Source organism: Streptomyces sp. NPDC051987, assembly GCF_040680735.1.
Lineage (GTDB): Bacteria > Actinomycetota > Actinomycetes > Streptomycetales > Streptomycetaceae > Streptomyces.
Genome location: NZ_JBFAXI010000027.1, coordinates 36,030 through 56,019 on the forward strand (window position 1 = coordinate 36,030; position 19,990 = coordinate 56,019).

Sequence of the window (19,990 nt, forward strand, 5' to 3'; positions counted from 1 at the left end):
TCCCGAGGTCGTGTGGTCGTGTCGGGGTGCGGCGCCCGGGGTCACCGGGCGCCGTCGTGCCGTGCGTCCGGGCGTCCGCCCGCGATGTACTCGCGCACCGACTCGGGCATACCCGGCTCGTCGTCCAGCAGCGTCGTGGGGTCGACCTTGCCCTCCACCAGGTCGGTGATCTTCACCCCGGCCGGCAGCCCGAGCGAGCTGACCTCCGCGACCGCCTCCAGGGCGTTGGCGCGGGCCTGCCGGATGGTCGTCAGCAACGCCTCGGACAGTTCCTTCGGCGTCATGCGGTGGTACGCGCCGGTGGGGAACTCGATCGCGGTGACCTCGCCCTGCGCGTTCACGGTCGCCTTGACGGTCTGCCGGGGGGCGGTCGCCGTGCCGGTCACCTCGTTGATCCGGCGCCGGGCCTCGACGGCCTCCGTGCGCTGTTTGCGGTACAGCGCCAGCAGGTCCTCGATCTCCTCGTCGTAGGGGCTGGTCATATGAGTCTCCTTGGGTGCGGCGATGGTGCGCAGGCGTACGGGCGCCGCGGGGCGGGCGGCGTCACAGGACCGCTCCGGCCCCGTCCGAGGCCGCCAGACCCCAGGTGTCGCCCTCCTGGACCAGCAGGTCCGCGATGCCGCGGCTCGGCTGCTCCTCCTCCGCGGTCTCCGTCTCGTCCTCCACCGGCTCCTGCGCGGGCAGTTCCGCGGTGAGTTCCGAGGGGTCGCCGGAGAACGAGCGCAGCGGTACGGCGGGGATGACGGTCTCCCCGGGGGCGGCGGCCGCCGACCGGTTGGGCCGCCAGGTGGACAGCCGGGGGCCGTCCGCCTCCTCCTCCAACGGGGCGGCCGCGCGGCCGGTCCAGGTCTGCTCGTCCTCCGAGGCGTAGCCGGGCGCCTGGACCTCCTTCTCCTCCTCGGTCGGCACGGACCACAGCAGCGGTACGAACGACGACCCCGAGCTGTCCCACGCCTCGGTGTCCTCCGACTCCGGGTCGCCGGACGGTGCCGGCGCCACCTGGCCGTCCGGCAGCTCCTGTTGGTACTCCTGCTGGTGCTCCTGCTGGTCGGAGTCCTCGGAGACCAACCGCTGCGGCGGTACCGGCTCCCTCTCCGTGTTCCCGTCCTCGCCCGTCGGCCGCGGCGGCACAGGCTCCGTCGTCTCCCCGTCGCCGTCCCCGTCCGCCGGGTCCTCGGGACCGGATCCCGCGGACGCGGACGACGTCCGGCCCCGGCCGCCGCCCACCGGCAGCAGGATCACGGCCGCGTCGTCGTCCCGGTGCCGGTGCCGCCGCTCGGCGGGCGCCGCTCCGGAGTCCGCCGAGCCCGCGACGGCGGCGGTGCCGGCCGCCGCCACCGCGGCCGAGCCCAGCAGCGCGGCGGGCAACGCGCTCTCGCCCAGACCGTCGTGGGCGCCGACGACCGCACGGTCGCCGTCGGGGTCCGCCTCCGGCGACCAGGGCAGCGTGTCGGGCGCGAGCAGGCCCGAGGCGTCGGGCCGCTCCTCCTGTGGACCGGGGGAGGCGGCGGCCGTGGCCGGCATCATGCCGGGCACGGCGGGTTCGCCCACCGCGGGGGCGGCCGGCTCCTCGGCCGCAGCGGCGGCCGCCACCGGGTCTGCCGCCGGCTGCGGTGCGATGGGCAGCCCGTCCGAGCCGATCATCACGCCCTCGGGGAAGGCCTGCGCCGCGACCACGCCCGGCAGCACGAGGCCCTCGCCGCCCGCCGCGGTACCGCCCTCGATCTCGTCGGGGACGCCGGGCTCGCCGGTCCACGGCTCGGCGTCGGGCTCGAGCAGCCCGGAGGCGTCGCTCGGGTCGGCGGTCCCCGTGCCGGCGGCGGGGCTGCCCCCGGCCATGCCCGGCATCATCGGCATACCGCCCGCGCCGAGGGTCTCGCCCTCCGCGGTGCCCAGTGCGCCGGGGAGCGCCTCGGCCTCCTCGTCGAGAGGCAGTCCCAGCCCCTCGCCGCCCGCCTGTGCCCCGCGTCCGCCGATCTCCTCGGAGGTCTCGGGGTCGCCGGTCCAGGGTTCGGCCTCGGCGTCTAGGAGGCCGCTGGCGTCGCTGGGATCGGCGGTGCCGTTGCCCTGGGGCGTGCCGCCGGCGCCCATGCCGGGCATCATCGGCATGCCGCCCGCGCCCAGTCCCGTTCCGACGCCCTCGTCGGTGCCGAGGCCGCCGGGGAACGCCTCGGCCTGTTCGTCGAGGGGCAGCCCGAGTCCGTCGCCGCCGGCTTCGGCGCCCCTGCCGCCGATCTCGTCGGCCAGGCTGGGGTCGCCGGTCCAGGGTTCGGCCTCGGCGTCGAGGAGGCCGCTGGCGTCGCTGGGATCGGCGGTGCCGTTGCCCTGGGGCGTGCCGCCGGCGCCCATGCCGGGCATCATCGGCATACCGCCCGCGCCGCCGGCGGAGAGGCCCTCCGAGGATCCGGCGAGGTTCGGCGACTCCAACGCGTCGCTCAGCGACGGCGAGTTGAGCCCGTCCGGCAGGCCCGACTCCGTACCGAGGCCGCCGGGGAACGCCTCGGGGGAGACCGCGCCGAGGCCGTCCCCCGCGCCCAGGCCGCCGGTGCCGCCGACGCCTGTGTCTCCGGGGAACCCCTCGGGAGAGGTGCCGTCGGCCCAGCTGGAAGGGTCCTCGGAGAGGTTGCTGCCCAGCGGCAGCTCGCTCCCCGTGCCGGTGTTCAGGCCGCCCGGGAAGGGGGTGGCCGCGAGGTTCGCAAGGCTGGGAACGCCGTCGAGGTTGCTGCCGCCCGGGAACGCGGTCGGGTTGAGCGCGCGGTCCAGCGCGCTGGGATCGAGGGTGTCGTTGCCCAGGCCGCCGTCTCCGAGACCGTTCAGCCCGGGCGCGTTGCCGTCGACTCCGGTGCCGCCGGTGAACGGGGCGGGGGTGGCGAGCGCCTCCATCGGGTCCAGTCCCGACAGGCCGGGTGCGTCGGTGCCCGAGGTGTTGGGGGCGGAGAACTGCTGCGGGTCCAGCGGATTGACGTTCGGCAGATTGCCGGAGTCGGGCAGATCGGGGTTGTTGACGTCCGGGACGTTGTTCGGCACATCGGGGTTGTTCGTGGGGCTGGTGACCGGCGGCGGGGTGTGCACCGAGTCGATGGTGACCTGGTACTCGCCCGCCAGGCTCTTGAGGACCGCGCGCATGTCGCTGGTCATCATCTCGACCAGCTGGGGCTTCTCATGGATCGGGATCAGACCGTTGCTCATCGGCTTGACGCCCATGCGCACGGCCTGGTTGGCGTACCAGGTGTCGATGTCGGCGATCTTGACCTGGGCGTTGTGCAGGTTGACCGAGTTGTCCGCGAGCTGCTGGGGGACGGAGTTGCCCGCCTCACCGCCGGACAGCACGTCGGACGTCGCCTTCACCTGGCGGGAGAAGGTGTTGATCATGTCGAGGAAGGCGTCCGCGGCGTCGCCCTTCCACGGGCCGTTCTCCCCGGCCAGCGCCTTCGCCTGGTCGGCGATGGCCTTGGCGATACCGGAGAGCACCACCTGCGCGTTCAGGAAGTGGCCCGCCGCGTCCATCAGGGACTGGGGGTCGGAGATGCCCTTCGCGCGCTCCTGGTTCGAGGCGGAACCGGTTCCGGCGGACATGCCGTTGATGGCCGCCATGATCTGCTTCCAGTCCCACGAGTTGTAGTCGTTGATCGAGCCCGGATCGGTTCCGGGATCGCCGAAGACACCGTCGCCGCTGTCGCTGAACCCGCCGGTGTTGTAGTCCGGGCTGCCCATGTGTTCCCCAGTCTCCTGCTCACGCCTCGGTCAGGGGCCCCCGCCGTCCCCCGGTGCCTGCCGGCACCGGGGGACGGGAGGACCGTCGGTCAATGCGCTCCGCCGCCGGACCCGCCGGCGTCGGTCACCAGGCTGGTGAAGTCACTGGTCGTGGTCTGCATGGCGTTCTGCAGATCCGTGGCCTTCATGTGCCCGGCGTCTTCCAGAGTGGTGTACTGCTGCGCCAGCGCCTTCACGCCGTCGCGCAGATCGCCCAGGCCCTGGGCGAGGTCCTGGAAGACCTTGATGTACTGCTCCTTCAGCCCGGCGTCGGCGTTCGGACCGTTGACCTTGGTCCGGATCTGGTTCGCGTGGTAGAACGCGCCGGGTTCGACCTGCACCTTCTGCAGGGCGTTGGCGGCGTCCCGCGTCGGCTGGATCAGCTTGTCGATGTTGTTGGCGAACAACAGCATCGACGGCGTGTCCACGCTGGTACCACTACCGGGGTTGCCCGAACCACCGGGCACGTTCGGCGGGGTGAAGGTCGAGGCCGGGGGCACATTGCCGTGCCCGGCCGCGATCGTCGTGCCGCCGTCGTAGTGCTGGGGCGTCGTAGTGGACGAATTGTTGTTATGAGGGCGGGTGGCCGGCATCTCGGATCACCCCCAGAGCTGAACGCCCTGGCGCTCACCGCTCGAGTAGTACTCGTTGATGGTGCCGAGCATCTGGGTGGCGGCGGCGGCCTTCTGGGTCATGTCCGCGGCGGCCGCGTCCCACTGCGCCTTCACCTGCGCGTAGGTCTGCTGGGCGTCGCTGGTCCACTCGCTCAGGTGCACCTTCGCCTGGTTGTCGAGGTCGGCGAGGGTCTGGTTGATGCGCTGGGTGATGGAGTTCATCTCGCCGACGATGTAGTCGACCTGCTCCATCTGGACGGTGTACGTGGCCATCTTCTGTCCGGCTCCTTCGTGGGGGCGGCTGGTGTGTCGGTCAGTGACGCTGTGTCAGGAGGGAAAGCCCGGCAGGCCGATGTTGCCGGAGGCCATCTGCTGCGCTACCTGCTGCGCCTGCTGCTGGGTGTTCTCGTGGGTGTTGGCGTAGACGTTGGTGTTCTGCGCCAGCTTCTCCAGCATGGTGCGCAGCGCCTGGTTCACCTTGTCGAAGTCGTTCAGCCACTCCTGCATGGCGTTGTGGTAGACGTTCGCGGCCTCGCCGCTCCAGCTCGCCCGCAGACCCTCGATCTGGCCGTCCATCTGCGCGTAGGAGCCGGTGGTTTCGTCCAGGGCGGTCTGGAAGCTGCCCTGGGCGGCGGTCATTCCCTGTAGTTCGACTGACGTCAGTGCCATGGTGTGGTCCTCTCTTGTCCTACGGCGTCGGCCGGAGCCGATGACAGCGATGTCGCTCCCAGGCAGGGAGCACATCCGCGCCGGATGGTGGGGGGTTCACCCGCCGGCCGCCGCATCGCGTCGAAGGATCGCGCGACCCGGCAGTGGCGGACGTTTCTCATGTCCGCACCAGAGACTCCGTTTGCTGATGCGGTGGTTCCGCCTGGCCCGGTGTCGGCTTCGCCACTTCCGCGGCGAAGGCGGGCGGCGCCGGGGCGGCGGGCGCCTGGACGGGCGCCGCGTCGGGCGCCGCGTCGGGCGCCGTGTCGGGCGTTGCCGGAGGCTGGGGGAGATCCGAGGCGGAGACGGTACGGGTACGGGCGGACGCCGCGAGCCGCTCCGCCAGGCGGCGCGCCTCCCAGGCGCCCCCGCGTGGCGGCGAGGCCTCGAAGGAGGCGGCCAGCACCTTGGCCGCCTCGTCGGACAACTCGAACCCGAAACCGTGGAGTTGACGCCTCACCAACGCGATGGCCTGGTCGGCGGTGTAGGGATCGAGCCGGAGGTACTCGGCGAACTCGTGCAGTATCTCGCCGCGTTCGCGGGTCAGCTCCCGCAGTCCGGCGGGCGGTCCGCACAGCGCCAGCACCGTGCCACCCGGGGTGGCGGCCAATCGGGCCAGCCCGTCGAGCACCGCCGTACGCTCGGCCTGGGGGCGGCGGCCGAAGGCGTCGTCGAGGTTCAGCACCAGCAGTCCGCCCTCCGCCTCCTCCAGGGCCGTGGCCAGCCGGTAGGCGGGCTGCTCCGGCCAGCGCGCCGGGAGGGCCGACAGCCGCACCTCGTGGACGGTGCCCGTGGTCAGCAGCCCGGCCTCCGTGAGGCACCGTCCGTACGCTCGGGCCAGCGCCCGTCGGCCGCTGCCCAGCGGGCCCTCCAGCACCACATTGGCTTGTGCCGAGATCGGCCGGCCCGGCTGCGCCTGTGCCTCCACCAGCGCCTCCAGCCGGTTGCGCAGCGCTGCCCGGGCCGTGTCCAGACCGGTCATCGCCGCCAGCTTCCGCAGCCCCGCGGACGGGCCTGCCGCCCCGGTGGCGGGGCCCGGCTGCCGCGTCGGGGCGGCGGCCTGACCGGTACGCGCAGACGGTGCTCCCACGTCGCCCTTCGCACCGGCCTGGTCGGCGGGCACCGTGATCACGTCGGCGCCGGTCAGCCGGGACAACTCGTTGTCGTCCTGGGGCGGTTCGGCGGCGAGACGGGACGCCTGCTTGCTGATCATCTCCTCGAAGACCTGCCGGGCGACCCGCCCGTTGCCGAAGGTGTCGCTCTTCGGCACGTCCTCGAAGTAGCGGTCGAGCGCGTCCAGCGCCGATTCCGACAGCTCGTAGTAGTGCTTGGCGCACAACCCCCTGACGATGGTGACCAGTTCCTCGGGGCTGTAGTTGGGGAACTCCACGGTGCGCGCGAACCGGGAGGCCATACCGGGGTTCGAGGCGAGGAACTGGTCCATCTGGGCGGAGTACCCGGCGACGATCACGACGACCTCGTCGCGGTGGTCCTCCATCAGCTTCATCAGCGTCTCGACTGCCTCCTGACCGAAGTCCGGGCCGGTGCCACGGGACTGGTTGGTCAGCGTGTACGCCTCGTCGATGAACAGCACGCCGCCGAGCGCCTTGTTGAAGACCTCGGTCGTCTTGATCGCGGTACCGCCGATGATCTGCGCCACCAGGTCGGCGCGGGCCACCTCCACGATGTGGCCCTGGCTGAGGATGCCCAGTTCCGCGAGGACCGCACCGTAGAGGCGGGCCACGGTCGTCTTGCCGGTGCCGGGCGGCCCCGCGAAGACCAGATGCCGGCTCATGGGCGGCATCGGCAGGCCCATCTCCTGGCGGCGCTGCGTCATCTTGTTGAGGTTGATCAGGCCCGTGACCTCGCGCTTGACGCTCTCCAGACCGACCAGCGCCTCCAGTTCCGCCAGCGGGCCGGTACCGGTGTGACGGGCCCCCTGCGGCTGCGGACCGCTCTCCTGGCCGCTCGCACCGCCGAGCGCGTCCGCGCTGGTGACCGTACGGCCGGACGGGGCACCGCCGGTGTCCACCCGCTCCACCGACACCCGGCCGGACTTGAGCTGGTGCACCGGCACACCGCCGTTGTCACGCACCTCGCAGTCGTGCACCCGCACCGGCTCGTCGGTGTTGCAGCGCACCCCGTCGCCGCCGTTGTCGAAGACGGCACAGTTGGTCAACTCGGCCCGCGAAGAGGCCTGTACATGGACGCCATGGCCACGTGCGCCGTTGACCCGGCAGCCCACCGCGGTGACCGCGCCGCCCCCGGTGACCCGCAGGCCGTCGCTGTCGGAGCCGGTGAACTCGCTCTCGCGCACGGTGAGTTCGGCCTCGGCGCCGACGACCGTGGTGCAGCCGGAGAAGGCCGATCCGTCCACCTCGGCACGCGCCCCCGAGGCGAGGGCGAGCCCCGTGCCGCCGCCGGAGCGCACCCGTACCGCCGACAGCGTCGCGGAAGCGCTCTCCTCCAGCTCGACGGCGACCGGTCCGCCGACGGCCAGCTCGGCCGACCGCACGGTCAGCCGGGCCTCGGGCCCCGCCGCACGCAGCGCGGCACCATTGCCGCCCTCGGTCTTCAGCCGCTCCAGCACCACCTCACCGCCCTGCGCGTGCACGGCGACCGTCCCGGCGCCCTGCACGGTCAGATCGGCGCCTTCGGCGCGTCCGTCGGCCTCCACCAGCAGGCCGGTCGGCGTACCGCTGACACGGCAGCCCTCCAGCCGGGGACGCCCGCCGGGTGCCACATGGACGCCTTCGCGCCCGGCACCGGAGATCACACAGTCGCGCAGCACCGGTGCGCTGCCGCCGCCGACGTGCACCGACTGTCCCCCCGAACCGGAGAACGAGCAGCGGGTGAGCGCCACTTCGGCCGTGCTCGTCAGATACGCGTCCAGCGCCGCGCTCCCGGTGACCTCCACCTCGGTCAGGTCGGCGCGGGCGTTCTGCTCCACGGCCAGCGCGGGCTTGCCGCAGCCGGAGATCCGGGTGGCCTCCACCACCGCCGTGGCCTGTCCGTTCACACAGACTCCGTTGCCGCGGGCCCGGTCCAACTGGCATTCACGCAGCGTCAGCCGGCCGTGCTCGGCCACCACGACCGCCGACGAACCGACCTCCTGGATACGCGAGCGCTCCACGACGTTGCCGCCGCCGGAGGCGATCACGATGCCGGCGCCCTGGGCGTTGGTGATGTGGCAGTCGCGCAGCGCGACCACGCCGTCCTGCCAGGCCAGCACGGCGGCCCACGCCTCGCCGGAGATCTGGCACCCGTCGAGCGCGGCCTGCCCGCGCCGTACGTCGAGGACCGGTGCCTCCCGGTCGGTGCCGGACAGCTTCAGACCGGTGAGCTGCACGGCCTCCGCCTCCAGCACCACGGTGCTGCCCGAGGCCGAGGAGATCTCCACCGGGCCGCCCGTGCCCTCGGCAGCCAGTGTCACCGCGCGGGTGATGTAGAGCGTCTCGTCGTACCGCCCGGGGGAGACGGTGATCAGCGCGCCGTCGGTGGCGTCCGCCAGGGCTTCGGCGATGGCGCGGTAGGCACCGGGACGGTCCGGGGACACCAGTAGCACGGGCCGGGTCACAGCTTCGCTCCCTTGTCAGACGCACTCATGTCGCCGCCGTCGCCGCGCGGACGCCGCGGCTGTGCCGCACCGATCAGGCCCGGGGGCGTGCCGAAGCGTTCCTCCGGCCGCGTGCCGCCCTGCTCGTCGTCTGTGGCCGCCGCGGAGGCGCCCGCGTCGTTGGCGCTCAACGCGCCCGCCGCACGCTCGAGACCGTCGAGGGCGATCTCGTCCAGCGGGACGCGCTGGACGTCCACCGTGCCGTCGGAGGCGATCTCCGACGGCGACAACTCCCGCATGAGGACGGGCCCTTCACCGTCCGAGGGGCGCAGCACCTTGAACGTGGTGCCGGGCAGGAACACCACCCGGTACGGCTCGGACGGGTCGATCAGGCTGGTACGGCGGGCCGTCATCGACCAGATGAGGAAGTCGGTGCCGTTCTCCGGACCGGGGTGCGGCGCGCTGTACGCGGTGCAGAACGCCCACTCGGTCGTCAGCCGGCCCTCCCGGTACCACCCGCGCTCCATGGCGGTGGCGGGGGCCCGCAACAGCGCCGCGCCACGGTAGGACGGCAGCCTGCGCAGCCCCGCCGCCACACAGCGCGCCAGGGGGACGTGCGGGCCGACCTGCGCGGACCGCACCGCGTCGTCCACCTGCCGGCTGTCGCCGGACAGGTAGAGCCGTACGGCCACCAGATCGGTGAGGGCGTCGGCCGCCTCGCTCCGACTGCCGCCGCGCAGCCCCGGGGACTCCGACATCACCCGTGAGACCGTGCCCGCGACCGCGTTGTACTGCGTGCTGAAGGTGCGCCGCACCCAGTCACGTTCCTTGCTCGTGCCGCGTTCCGGCAGCACGGCACAGGCGGAGCCCTTGGGCACCGGCTGGACCCTTACCCCCGCTCCGGCCGCCGGGGCGGCGGGCGGCACGGCGCTCCCGGGCCCGTCGGACGCGGCCGGTGCGAGGGAAGGCGTGACCGGGCCGCCGGAGCCGTCGGGCACCGGCGCGGGACCGGGACCGGCAGGCCGTGCGGGAGCGGCGGCCGGGGCGTCGGACTCCAGCCGGATCATCCGTGCCGGGGCCGGGACGGCCCGGGCCGCCGGCTTGGGTACGGCGGGCACGGGCGCTTGGGAAGCCTGAGGGGCCTGAGGGTCGGAGGGCGGCGTCCGCGGCGCTTCCGGGTCCTGCGGCACGGCGGCTGCCGGCCCGTCCGGCGCCGACGACGGAGTCTGCTGGGGCTGCCGGGCCTGCGTGTCGGGTGCGTCCGGTGCCTGCGGGACACCCGGCTCGGCGTCCGGGGCGTCCGGTGCCGTCACCTGGGTGTTCGCGGGTACGGAAGTCGGGCCGGACTCCCGGCCGGACTCCGGGGCGGGAACAGGCGGCTCCGGCCGGAGGGCAGGCGTCGGCTGCTCGCCGGAGCCGCCGGAGCCGCCGGAGCCGCCGGAGCCGCCGGAGCCGCCGGTGTCGCCGGTGTCGGTACGGTCGGGCGCGGCGGCGGGGCGCGGGGCGGTCCGCGGCGGCTCGACCGGAGCCTCCGGCTCACCTGTGGGCGCCGGCTCGGGCACGGTGGGCAGCTCGGGGTCGGCCGGCGTGACGGGACCGTTCGGGGCGGGCGCAGGCGCGGGCGGTACCGGACCCCGCGCGGGTGGGGGTACCCGGAGTGGCTCACCTGCGGGTGCCGGCTCGGAGACGGTGGTCAGGGCGGTCAGCTTGGGCAGCTTGGGGCGGGACGGCGTGACCGGACCGTTCGGGGCAGGCGCGGGCGGTACCGGACCCCGCGTGGCGTCCGGCGCCGGTGGGGGCATCGGGAGCGGATTGCCGGTGGGCGGCGGCTCGTGCGGGGCGTCCGGGCGCGGACGGGGTGCGATGCTCCCGGCCTCCGTGGCCACCGTCGCCACGCGGGCGGCCGCACCGCTCGTCTCGTCCCCGTCCGCCCCGGACCGGCCGGCGTCGGACTCCGTGCGGGGCAGGGCGACCGACGGTACGTCGGATTCGGTACGGGCGGCCTGGGGCGCCGGGGCAGGCGCGACCGCCGAGGCAGCGTCGTTCCTGCCGGCGACGCGAACGGCCGGTGACTCGTCGAGTTGGTTCAGCGCGGACGCCCGGCCGGGGGCGCCGGCCGGGACGGCGGCGCGCTCCCGTCCCTCCTGCGGCCGGCCCGTCGACGCCGGGGCCCAGGGCGCGACGTCGACCGGGCGGCGCTGCCTGGTGAGGGGCGGTGCGACCCGCTGCGGGCCGTAGGCCGCGGGGTCCTGCGGCGACCACAGATAGGCGTCGTCCGGCACACCGGCCGCCACGCCCGGCGCGTCGGCGGGCACGACCGTGAAGCCCACGCGGCGGTCCGGGTCGAGCTTCCACAGCATGTCCTCGGCGAGCGCGCGCATACGGTCTTCCGCGCCGGGGGTGCTGCGGTCGTAGAGGATGGCCGCATAGCCGGGCGCCGCCGGTATCCGCCGTACCGCGTCACTGCCCACGGGTTCGACGGACGGGCGCATCCACAGTCCGCTCTGCACGACCTCCAGCACCGCGTCGTGGGCGTACTCGTAGACGCCGGCGGAGATCTCCGGCACCTCGACGAGCGGCCGGCGCAGGCCGAAGAGGGCGGGTGGGGCAGGGGTGTCGCCAGTCCGCGGGAAGTACATCAACTCGCTGACGAACGGCCGGTGGCCGAGCGTGCCGTCCGGCCGCAGCGAGGCCACCTCGGGGGAGTCGAGACCGACGCGCGCCGAGACGGGTACGCCGGTGTACAGCACCACCTGCTGGCCGAGGGCGTCGGCGAGTTCCTGGCCCAGCGCTTCGGCGCCCTCGGGCAGCGCGACCGGCCCGAGGTGCAGAAAACGCACCCAGGAGCGCGCGGACGGCAGGACGGTGTCCCACAGCCGGGCCACGTCCGACAGCGTGACGGGAGGCCCGCCGGGGCTGCCGAGGACCACGGTGAGGATCTCGGGGTGACTCGGCAGACGGTCGACCAGCCGCTGGCCGCTCTCCGGGGAGTCGGGGAGGTACGGGCTGCGCACCCACACGCCGCTGGGGACGGGTTCGACCAGGCCATGGCCGCTGGTCGCCCAGGGACGGTCGAAGGTCGAGAACTCCCAGCGGGGCTTGGGGAAGCGCCGGGAGTCGCGTTTCGCCGGGTGGCCCGGACGGAAGCTCAGCCACCCCGCACCGTGCTCACTGGGGATGAACAGGCCGCCGCCGTCGGTCGGCAGCACCTCGCCGTCCGGGGCCAGCACCAGCCGGTCCAGCCGGTCCGCGATCCGCTGGGCGGTGCGCCGCGACTCCTGCGGCGTGGCGCGTCCGAAGACCAGGCGCAGGCTGTGACCACGGTGGGCCAGCAGGCGTGCCACCGCGTCCGCCGAGTCCTCCAGCGTGCCGAACGGCAGGTCCACCACGGCCACGGTGTGCTGGGGATCCGGCGCCAGCCCCGCGGCGAACGCGGCGGCCTGCGGGTCGGGTTCGCCCTTGGGATGGATCAGCAGCGCGTGCCCCACGACGCGGCACTGCAGACCTGTCCCTGCCGCCCGCACGGCGCCCACTCGGATACGCATCCGCTCACCCCACCCGCGCCGAGTGGCCGTTGGGTGACGGGTCCGTGCTCACCGAGGGAACAGGAGCGGTGCCCGCAGCGGGTGCGACGCCCTTCGCCGACGATCCCTTCGCCGACGATCCCTTCGCCGACGTTCCCTGCGCCCCGCCGAGACCGCTCGTGGACGACGGCGAGTCCGCCGAACTTCCGTCCTGCGCCGCCGCGTTCACGGTCAGCGCCGCCACCGTGCGGCCCAGCTCCGGCCCGCGCGGCAGCACAGCCAGCAGGGCCTCCGGCAGGGGCACCGCACTGGCGCCGCCGATGCCGAGGTCCTGCGCGGCGGCGGAGTCGCCCAGCGGATAGGCGATGCCCCGGTCGGTGACGAGGTAGGTCAGCGGATGCGTCGCCCGGGCCGCCACCTGCTGCTGGTCGACTGCGTACACCCCGTGCGACGGCGGCACCAGCACCTGCCGGCTGCCGGTCGCCGCGGCACCCCCCTCGACCGCCACGGTGGCCTTCAGCCGGATGCCCTGGGCCGTCTCGCGCAGGCACACCGCCTGCGCGGAGGTGTCGGCGGCCGGGGCATTGAGGACGTCCGGCAGAGCGTCGGTGAGGGACTGGTCGGCGGAGACACGGGCGGCGGCGATGTCGGTCGCCGACACCTCACGCGGTGCGGGCGCGCCGTGCTGCGCCGCGAGCAGCGCGGCCTCCGTGGCGCTCACCGGGGCCACGCCGTCGGCCGTCATCACGTACGAGCGCTTGGCGCCCGCCGCGGACGTGGTGAACAACTGGCCCACGGCGGCCGGCTGCCCGGCGACCTGCCCGCCGGCCTTGCCGGCCCCGTCGAGCTTCGCCGGAGCGAGGACGGCCCCGGTCGGCACGGCCGCCAGCCAGGCGGCGGGCGCGGCGATGGACCGGTCGCCGTCGAGTCCGAGCGCGATGAGCGTGGCGTTTGACGGCACCGGGTACTTGGTGCCCCGCCACAGCAGGTACCGCTTGCCGTCCGGCGCCTTCAGCAGCAGCTGACGGCCGGCGGGGAAGGCGGTGGCCCGGTCACCCGGCGCGAAGTCGACGACCCGGCCGGACGGCAGATCCGGCCGCAGGCAGTCGGTCCAGGTCGACGGCAGCAGGGCCGCCGGGGTGGGCAGGGAGTCGGGGGCGCCGCTGATCCCGACCGGGGCGCCGTGCGCCACGTCGGCCAGCGCCTTGGACTGCACGGTGCGCACGGTGCCGTGGCCGGTCAGCAGCAGGGCGGACGCGTAGTTGCGTACCGGGCGCAGCTGTCCGTCCAGGTAGAGGTAGCGGTTTCCGGTCTCCTTCTCCACGATGATGGAGCCCGGCTCCCGCCACGCCTGAGTGGTCACCGGCGACAGCTTCCCGTAGACGAGGAATCCCGCGCACAGCAGCACCACGATGCCGGCGCCGAAGAAGGTGCCGAGCGCGGCACGTTTGGTGGGGCTGTCGCCGCGGCCGGGGTCGCCGCTGACGAGGGCGGTGGCGAGGCGGCCCATGGCGAACTGGTACGCCTGCATGTGATCGCGTCGTGTCTGCACGCTCCGGCCCCCTCAGCTCGCCAGCGAGCGGAAGTAGGAGTACGCGTGCAGGGCTTGGAGCAGCAGCGGCAGCAACGCGATGGCGGTGAACGTCTCCAGCAGGTCGCCGCTGTGGCCCCACACCGGGAGCAGCCGTCCGCGCGGCAGCCGCCAGGCCGCCGTCAGCAGGGCGGCGACCGCCGCGAGCAGCACGGCCACCACGGCCACCCGGGCTCCGGTACCCGCCAGGGCGAACCGGGTCAGCAGCACCGTGATCAGTCCGATCGCTCCGGCCACCACCATCGGCACCCGCTGCGCGGTCCGGTTCAGGCCGCGCGACCGCAGCAGCACCGCACCGGCGAACACCAGCGGCAGCAGCCAGCCGATCCAGCCGGTGCCACGTGTCATGTACCAGAAGGCACCGGCGTAGACCAGCGCGGAGGACAGGCTGAGGGTGTCGAGGTAGGCGCTGGCCAGCTTGACCCGGCTCTCCACCCGTTCCTGTGGCTCCGGGTCGATGTCCTCCTGCAACTCCTCCGCGTTGTGCGGCAGTCGGGGGACGCGCAGCCGGGCCGTACGCAGGGCCAGCCGGGGCCCGAAGTGGCCCAGTACGAACATCGCGACCGCCACCACGGACACCGCCTGGGCGCCGTGCCAGTCGGCCGCCCGCATCAGCCCGATGCCCACGGCGGCGGCGAGCGCGGTCAGCAGTACGGTGCCGGGGACCACCAGCGGCAGCGGACGCAGCGCCAGCAGGCTGACGGAGAGCACCACCGCACAGGCCGCCGCGGCCAGCACCCCCGGCATCCCCGGTGCGTAGCCACCGTGCGGGCCCTGACGGACCGCCAGTCCGGCGAGTGCGCCGAACGCCAGCGAGCCGAGGCCGGCCACCAGCACGGTGCCCCGGTCGGCGCCGAGCCGGGCGGCGACCACGCAGCCGGCGGCCAGCAGTACGGCGATCACCCCGGTGCCCGCCGCGGTCGGCACCCCCGGGCCCAGCCCCAGCAGGGCGGCGGCCAGCGCGGGCAGGGCCAGCACCGCCATGGCCAGCGCGAGCCTCCGGGTCAGCTCCGGGCGCCAGCGGCCCGGCAGCGCGTCCACGGCCTGCGCCACACCGTCGGCGACGTCGTCGAAGTGCAGCGCGGGCAACGGCTCCTCGGCGGGCCGCAGATGGAGGACGTCGCCGTGGCGCAGGGACAGCGTGGCCGGGGTGCCGTCGACGTCGAGTGGCTCCTCGCCGAGCCGTTGCAGCACCCAGGGCCTACCCCGGTCGGCGGTGTCCTCGGTGACGTGGCGCACCAGCACCGGCAGCAGCGCGGAGACCGGTGTGGTGAGCGGGATCGCCAGGTCGGACCGGCCGGTGGGACCCACCACCGTCACCCGGCACACCTCCGAGGCCGGTGCGGTGACCGCATGCGGTGAGGTCATCGTGCTGCTCCTGTGGTGCGGTGGTGGGGGGCGGGCGGAAGCGGCGAGAGGCGGTGTGGGGCGGCTGGGGACCGGCGCGGTTCCGGGTGTCGGGTCACGGGGTCACCAGTCCGGTCTGTACGAGCTTGACCGACCGGCGGGTGACGAGCTGGGCCCGGCCCGAGGGGAGGGTGCGCGGCTTGGCCTCGCCGAGGAACTTGCCCTCCTCCTTGGGATACGAGAACAGCAGCGCGGGGTTGCCCAGTTCCCACAGCCGGCGCAGCACCGGGTCCATCATGGCGCGGACGGCGCCGGAGGTGCTGCGCGCGACCACCAGGTGCATGCCAATGTGGAGGCCCTGTGCGAGCAGGGGCACCAGCGGTGCCATGGGCGAGGGCGCGCCCGGGGTGCCGGAGAAGAGGTCGTAGTCGTCGAGGAGGACGAACAGCCGTGGCCCCTCCCACCAGTCGCGGCGGGCCAACTGCTCGGGGCTGATGTCCGGCCCCGGCACCCGCTTGCCGACCGAGACCGAGGCGCTGGTGGCGAGTTGGGCGAGGGCGTCGCCGTCGACGACGTAACCGACCCGGTACTCCTCGGGCACCGAGGTGAGCAGTCCCCGGCCGGGGTCCGCGACCATGATGCGGGCCTCGTCGGGGGTGTAGCGGGAGGTGATGGAACGGATCATCAGACGCAGCGCGTTGGTCTTGCCGGTCTCCCCGTCGCCGAACACCATCAGATGCGGGGTGACCGAGAAGTCGTGCCAGACCGGCTCCAGCCGCTGTTCGTCCCAGCCCAGGCAGACCCGCAGATCGCCCTCCGCCTCCGGAAGCTGGTTCACCGGAAGGCGGGTCGGCAGCAGGCGCACGCCGGGTGCGGTACGGCCGGTCCAGAAGGTGTCGATCTCCGCCACCGCCGCCTTGGTGGCGGCCGTGAGGTCGGCGGTCTCGCCGGAGCTGTCCAGCCGGGGCAGGGCGGACAGGAAGTGGTGACCGCCCGCGGTCAGACCGCGGCCCGGCTGGTGCGGGACGGTCGCGGCGGTGCGGGAGCCGACCTCCGACTCCATGGAGTCACCGAGGCGCAGTTCGAACTTGGTGCCCAGCAGGTCCCGCAGGCGAGGACGGATCTCCGACCAGCGCACGGCGGAGCCGATCACATGCAGACCGAACGACAGTCCGCGCGCGGCCATGTCGATGACACGCGGCTCCAGGTCCTCGTAGTCCTGGCGCAGGGTGCCCCAGCCGTCGACCACCAGGAACACGTCGCCGTAGGGATCGTTGATCTCGCCCGTGGCCCTGAGCGCGCGGTAGGCCGTCATCGACTCCAGGCCGCGTGAGGTGAACTCCTCCTCGCGCTTCTCCAGCAACTGCGTCAGCTCCGCCACCGTACGCAGGACGCGGTCGCGCTCCAGACGGGTGGCGACCGAGCCGACATGGGGCAGACCGGCCGTGGAGACCAGGCCGCCGCCGCCGAAGTCGAGGCAGTAGAACTGCACTTCCTCCGGGGTGTGGGTCAGCGCGAGGGACATCATCAGCGTGCGCAGCATGGTCGACTTGCCGGTCTGCGGGGCGCCGACCAGACCGATGTGACCGTCGGCGCCGGACAGGTCGGCGACCAGCAGCTCACGCAACTGCTCGAAGGGCCGGTCGACGATGGCCAGCGGCACCCGCAGCGAGCCCAGCGCCGGATAGTCCGCAGCGCTCATACCGCGCACCGGGTCGGGGACGATACCGGGCAGCAGCTGGTCGAGGCTCGGGGACTCGGTCAGCGGAGGCAGCCATACCTGGCGGGCCGGCGGGCCGCTCTCCTCCAGCCGGCCGATCAGCACCTCCAGCAGACTCTCCTCGCTCTGCTCGGCGCCCGCGGCCGGCCCGGCGGGCTCCTCGCGCTCGGCGGACCGCAGCGGCCTGAGCTCGGCGAGGTGTTCCTCGGTGCGTTCCGACAGCAGCATGCCCTGCTGCGCCAGGCCGAACACGGTGATCTCCTGGGCGGCCCTGGCCTGTTCGGCGCTCTGCTCCGCCTCGCTCACCGGCTCCGGCGCGGGGCCGGACACGTACGCGGCCTTGAAACGCACCAGGTTGGTCGTGTCCACCTTCAGATAGCCGTTGCCCGGTGCCGACGGCAGTTCATAGGCGCTGGAGACACCGATGACGCTGCGCGATTCCATCGAGGAGAAGGTACGCAGGGCGATCCGGTAGGACAGATGGCCCTCCACCTTGTGGATGCGGCTTTCGTCCAGGCGCTGGGAGGCGAGGAGCAGATGCACGCCGAGGCTGCGTCCGAGGCGGCCGATGGAGACGAAGAGGTCCACGAACTCCGGTTTGCTGGCCAGTAGTTCGGAGAACTCGTCGACGATGATCAGCAGCGACGGCAGCGGGGTGAGGTTCGCCCCGGCGCCCCGCGCCTTCTCGTAGTCGAACAGCGAGGAGTACCCGGAGTCGCGCAGCAGCTCCTGACGGCGAATCATCTCGCCGTTGATGGAGTCGCGCATCCGGTCCACGAGATGGATCTCGTCGGCGAGGTTGGTGATGACTGCCGAGGTGTGCGGCAGCCGGTCCATCCCCAGGAAGGTCGCGCCGCCCTTGAAGTCGACCAGCACCAGGTTGAGGACCTCGGAGGAGTGGGTGGCGACGAGACCCAGCACCAGCGTGCGCAGCAGTTCGCTCTTGCCGGAACCGGTCGCACCGATGAGCAGGCCGTGCGGGCCCATGCCCCCCTGCGCCGACTCCTTGATGTCCAGCTCGACGACCTCGCCGTCCTCCGTGACACCCAGCGGCACCAGCAGGCGGGCCGACTGGGCCTGCCGCGGGCGCCACTTGGCGGCCACGTCGAAGGTGCGCGGGTCGCGGATGCCCAGCAGGGCGGTCAGGTCGAAGTCCGAGTCCAGCGCCTGGTCCGTCAGGTCGACGCTGCCGCTGGTGCGCATCGGCGCCAGGGTGCGGGCCAGGGTGTCGGCCTGGGTGCGGCTGAGCGCGTCGGCCTCGGCGGTGACCGTGTCGTCACCGGAGGGGAAGGCGACACTCGTGCCGTGTGCCGTGAGCCGCAGCACCTTCGGGCCACCGGTCATCGCGCCGGTCGCGTCCAGCAGAACGACGTTGCGCAGCCCACCGTGCAGCAGCCGTGAGGTCTCCGGCAGCCGTATCCCCTGCGCCACGATCACCACGAACGGCTCGGCCACGCTGGGGGAGGCGTCCGGGTCGTGGTCGGGGCGGTCGCGGACGTCCGTGCCCAGCAGCTCCAGCAGCGTGTCGTGGTCCTCGGCCGCCAGCCGGACCGGACCCGCGTCGTCGGCTTCGCTCGGATGGGCGTTGTGCGGCAGCCACTTGAGCCAGTCCCACTCGTCCCGCGCCGACTCTCCACCCAGTACGGCGATCCGCAACTCGTCGGGGGAGTGGAACACCGCGAGCTGACCGATCATCGCGCGTAGCAGGGCGAGCGCGGGCTCCGGTTCGCCCGCGAGCTCCACGCTGGTGAAGCGGCGCAGTGCGACCGGGATCGGCAGCCGCGGCACCGTCTGATGCGCCTTGGTGAACCGCCGCAGCGAGATGGCCGTCAGCGGCTCCAGATCCTCCACCGGTTTGGTCTGCGGGGGCAGGAACTCCAACGCCGCCCGCCGGATGCCCTGTCCGATACGGACACGGGCGAAGTCCCCATGAGCGGGGCGGCGTTCCCACAACCGGGTGCCCATCGCCAGTGCCCACAGCTGTCCCGGATCGGGGTTGTCCCACAGCAGGGCGGACCGCTGCTGGGCGGCGGCCTGACGGGCCTGACGACGCTTCTGCGCCAGATAACGCAGATAGTCACGGCGTTCCGCGCGCATCCTGCGGCGGCGCTCGGAACTGGACCGGCCGATCTGGGTCAGCGTCATGCTGACCATGGCGACGCCCATCATTCCGGACATCAGGTACGTCGTCGGCCCGGCACTGCGCATGGAGAACATCAGGACCATGGCACCGGTGCCCAGCCCCATCGGCAGGTACATCAGCGCCGACCCGAAGTCGGCGCTGGCCGGCTCCCCCAGAACAGGTGGCTCGGCCAGTTCGATCTGACCCTCGGGCAACTGCGGACCCTCCGCGCGCGAGGATCGCTTGGCCACCACGGTGCTCAATATGTGACCTCTCTAGCGCGTGCATGCCCATCGATCCCCGGGCAACGCGGGATGTTTCGACAGGTGTTGATCGGTTCAACAAGTGGAGTTGGCAGCCCCCGTTGGTCTGATCCTAAGCCTACGAAATTTTTGTCAGATGAACTTACCTTGATGTTATGTATGCCTCCCGGGAAAACTTTGCTTCATTTTTTAACTCCTTGTAGCTATGGGGAGTTGGGGGACTTGGCTGAAATGCGGCGGGTGAAATCCGCCCAACTCCCCCTGAGGGCCGTTGAAGTTCCTCACTCCGTCAACGGGGCACGGCTCAGACGAGGGCGGCGGCGAGCAGGGTGAAGGCGGCGATCAGGACGGCGACGCGGACGTAGTGGTAGCGGCCCCAGCGGTCCAGCTGCTCCTTCCAGTCGGCGGGCCGGTTCTCGGGGGTCCAGGTCTTGTTCCGGTTGTTGATCGGGACGAGCAGCAGTATCGACATGACCACACTGACGATCAGCAGTCCGGCGGCGGTGACGACGAGTCCGGCGCCGTGACGGTGCCATCCGGCGATGGCCCAGATCGCGCTGAGGGCGAGCGAGCCGATGTACCAGAACGGCATCAGGGCGCCGAGCATCCGGCCACCGTGGGCGTGGCCGAGCTGGCCGCTGTCCTCGGGAAGTGCGTCCAGGATCCGGTTCATGATGAAGGCGACGGAGAACTCCACCCCCACCATCAGGCCGACGACGACGGTGGTGACGACCTCGAGTGTGTCGAGCATGACGATCCCTCCAGTTGGGCTAGCGTTGCTAGCGGATGAGG

11 protein-coding genes are annotated in these 19,990 nt (G+C 73.0%); all 11 read right to left on the reverse strand.

The features are described from left to right. Positions 1 to 41: 41 nt before the first annotated feature. The 11 genes from AB0M11_RS17005 to AB0M11_RS17055 all read right to left on the reverse strand — a co-directional run bounded on the left by AB0M11_RS17005 (position 42) and on the right by AB0M11_RS17055 (position 19,949). Positions 42 to 482 (reverse strand): YbaB/EbfC family nucleoid-associated protein, encoded by a 441-nt coding sequence (locus AB0M11_RS17005; protein ID WP_365706052.1) that lies wholly within the window; start codon positions 480 to 482, stop codon positions 42 to 44. A gap of 61 nt (positions 483 to 543) precedes the next feature. Beyond that, positions 544 to 3,714: a hypothetical protein gene (locus AB0M11_RS17010; RefSeq protein WP_365706054.1), complete on the reverse strand. Its 3,171-nt coding sequence runs from the start codon at positions 3,712 to 3,714 to the stop codon at positions 544 to 546. Positions 3,715 to 3,803: 89 nt separating this feature from the next. Beyond that, positions 3,804 to 4,346, reverse strand: a complete 543-nt coding sequence (locus AB0M11_RS17015; RefSeq protein WP_365706056.1) for a hypothetical protein — start codon at positions 4,344 to 4,346, stop codon at positions 3,804 to 3,806. A 6-nt stretch (positions 4,347 to 4,352) separates the two neighbouring features. Then, complete coding sequence (locus AB0M11_RS17020; RefSeq protein WP_123973434.1) at positions 4,353 to 4,640, reverse strand: WXG100 family type VII secretion target; 288 nt, start codon at positions 4,638 to 4,640, stop codon at positions 4,353 to 4,355. A 54-nt stretch (positions 4,641 to 4,694) separates the two neighbouring features. After that, positions 4,695 to 5,036, reverse strand: a complete 342-nt coding sequence (locus AB0M11_RS17025; protein WP_365706058.1) for a WXG100 family type VII secretion target — start codon at positions 5,034 to 5,036, stop codon at positions 4,695 to 4,697. Between the two features lie 157 nt (positions 5,037 to 5,193). Continuing rightward, positions 5,194 to 8,652, reverse strand: a complete 3,459-nt coding sequence (locus tag AB0M11_RS17030; RefSeq protein ID WP_365706060.1) for a right-handed parallel beta-helix repeat-containing protein — start codon at positions 8,650 to 8,652, stop codon at positions 5,194 to 5,196. Further along, the gene (locus AB0M11_RS17035) at positions 8,649 to 12,176 is read right to left on the reverse strand and encodes a hypothetical protein (protein WP_365706062.1); all 3,528 of its coding nucleotides are present in this window, start codon (positions 12,174 to 12,176) and stop codon (positions 8,649 to 8,651) included. Before AB0M11_RS17035 ends, AB0M11_RS17030 begins: the two co-directional genes overlap by 4 nt. A gap of 4 nt (positions 12,177 to 12,180) precedes the next feature. Continuing rightward, a complete protein-coding gene (gene eccB, locus AB0M11_RS17040; protein WP_365706064.1) occupies positions 12,181 to 13,707 on the reverse strand; it encodes a type VII secretion protein EccB in 1,527 nt (508 codons plus the stop codon). A gap of 12 nt (positions 13,708 to 13,719) precedes the next feature. Beyond that, positions 13,720 to 15,114, reverse strand: coding sequence for a type VII secretion integral membrane protein EccD (gene eccD, locus AB0M11_RS17045; protein ID WP_365706066.1), 1,395 nt, complete (start codon positions 15,112 to 15,114; stop codon positions 13,720 to 13,722). 94 nt (positions 15,115 to 15,208) lie between these two features. Further along, the gene (eccCa, locus tag AB0M11_RS17050; RefSeq protein WP_365706068.1) at positions 15,209 to 19,198 is read right to left on the reverse strand and encodes a type VII secretion protein EccCa; all 3,990 of its coding nucleotides are present in this window, start codon (positions 19,196 to 19,198) and stop codon (positions 15,209 to 15,211) included. A 304-nt stretch (positions 19,199 to 19,502) separates the two neighbouring features. Next, positions 19,503 to 19,949 (reverse strand): DUF1772 domain-containing protein, encoded by a 447-nt coding sequence (locus AB0M11_RS17055; RefSeq protein WP_365706070.1) that lies wholly within the window; start codon positions 19,947 to 19,949, stop codon positions 19,503 to 19,505. Positions 19,950 to 19,990 lie beyond the last annotated feature (41 nt).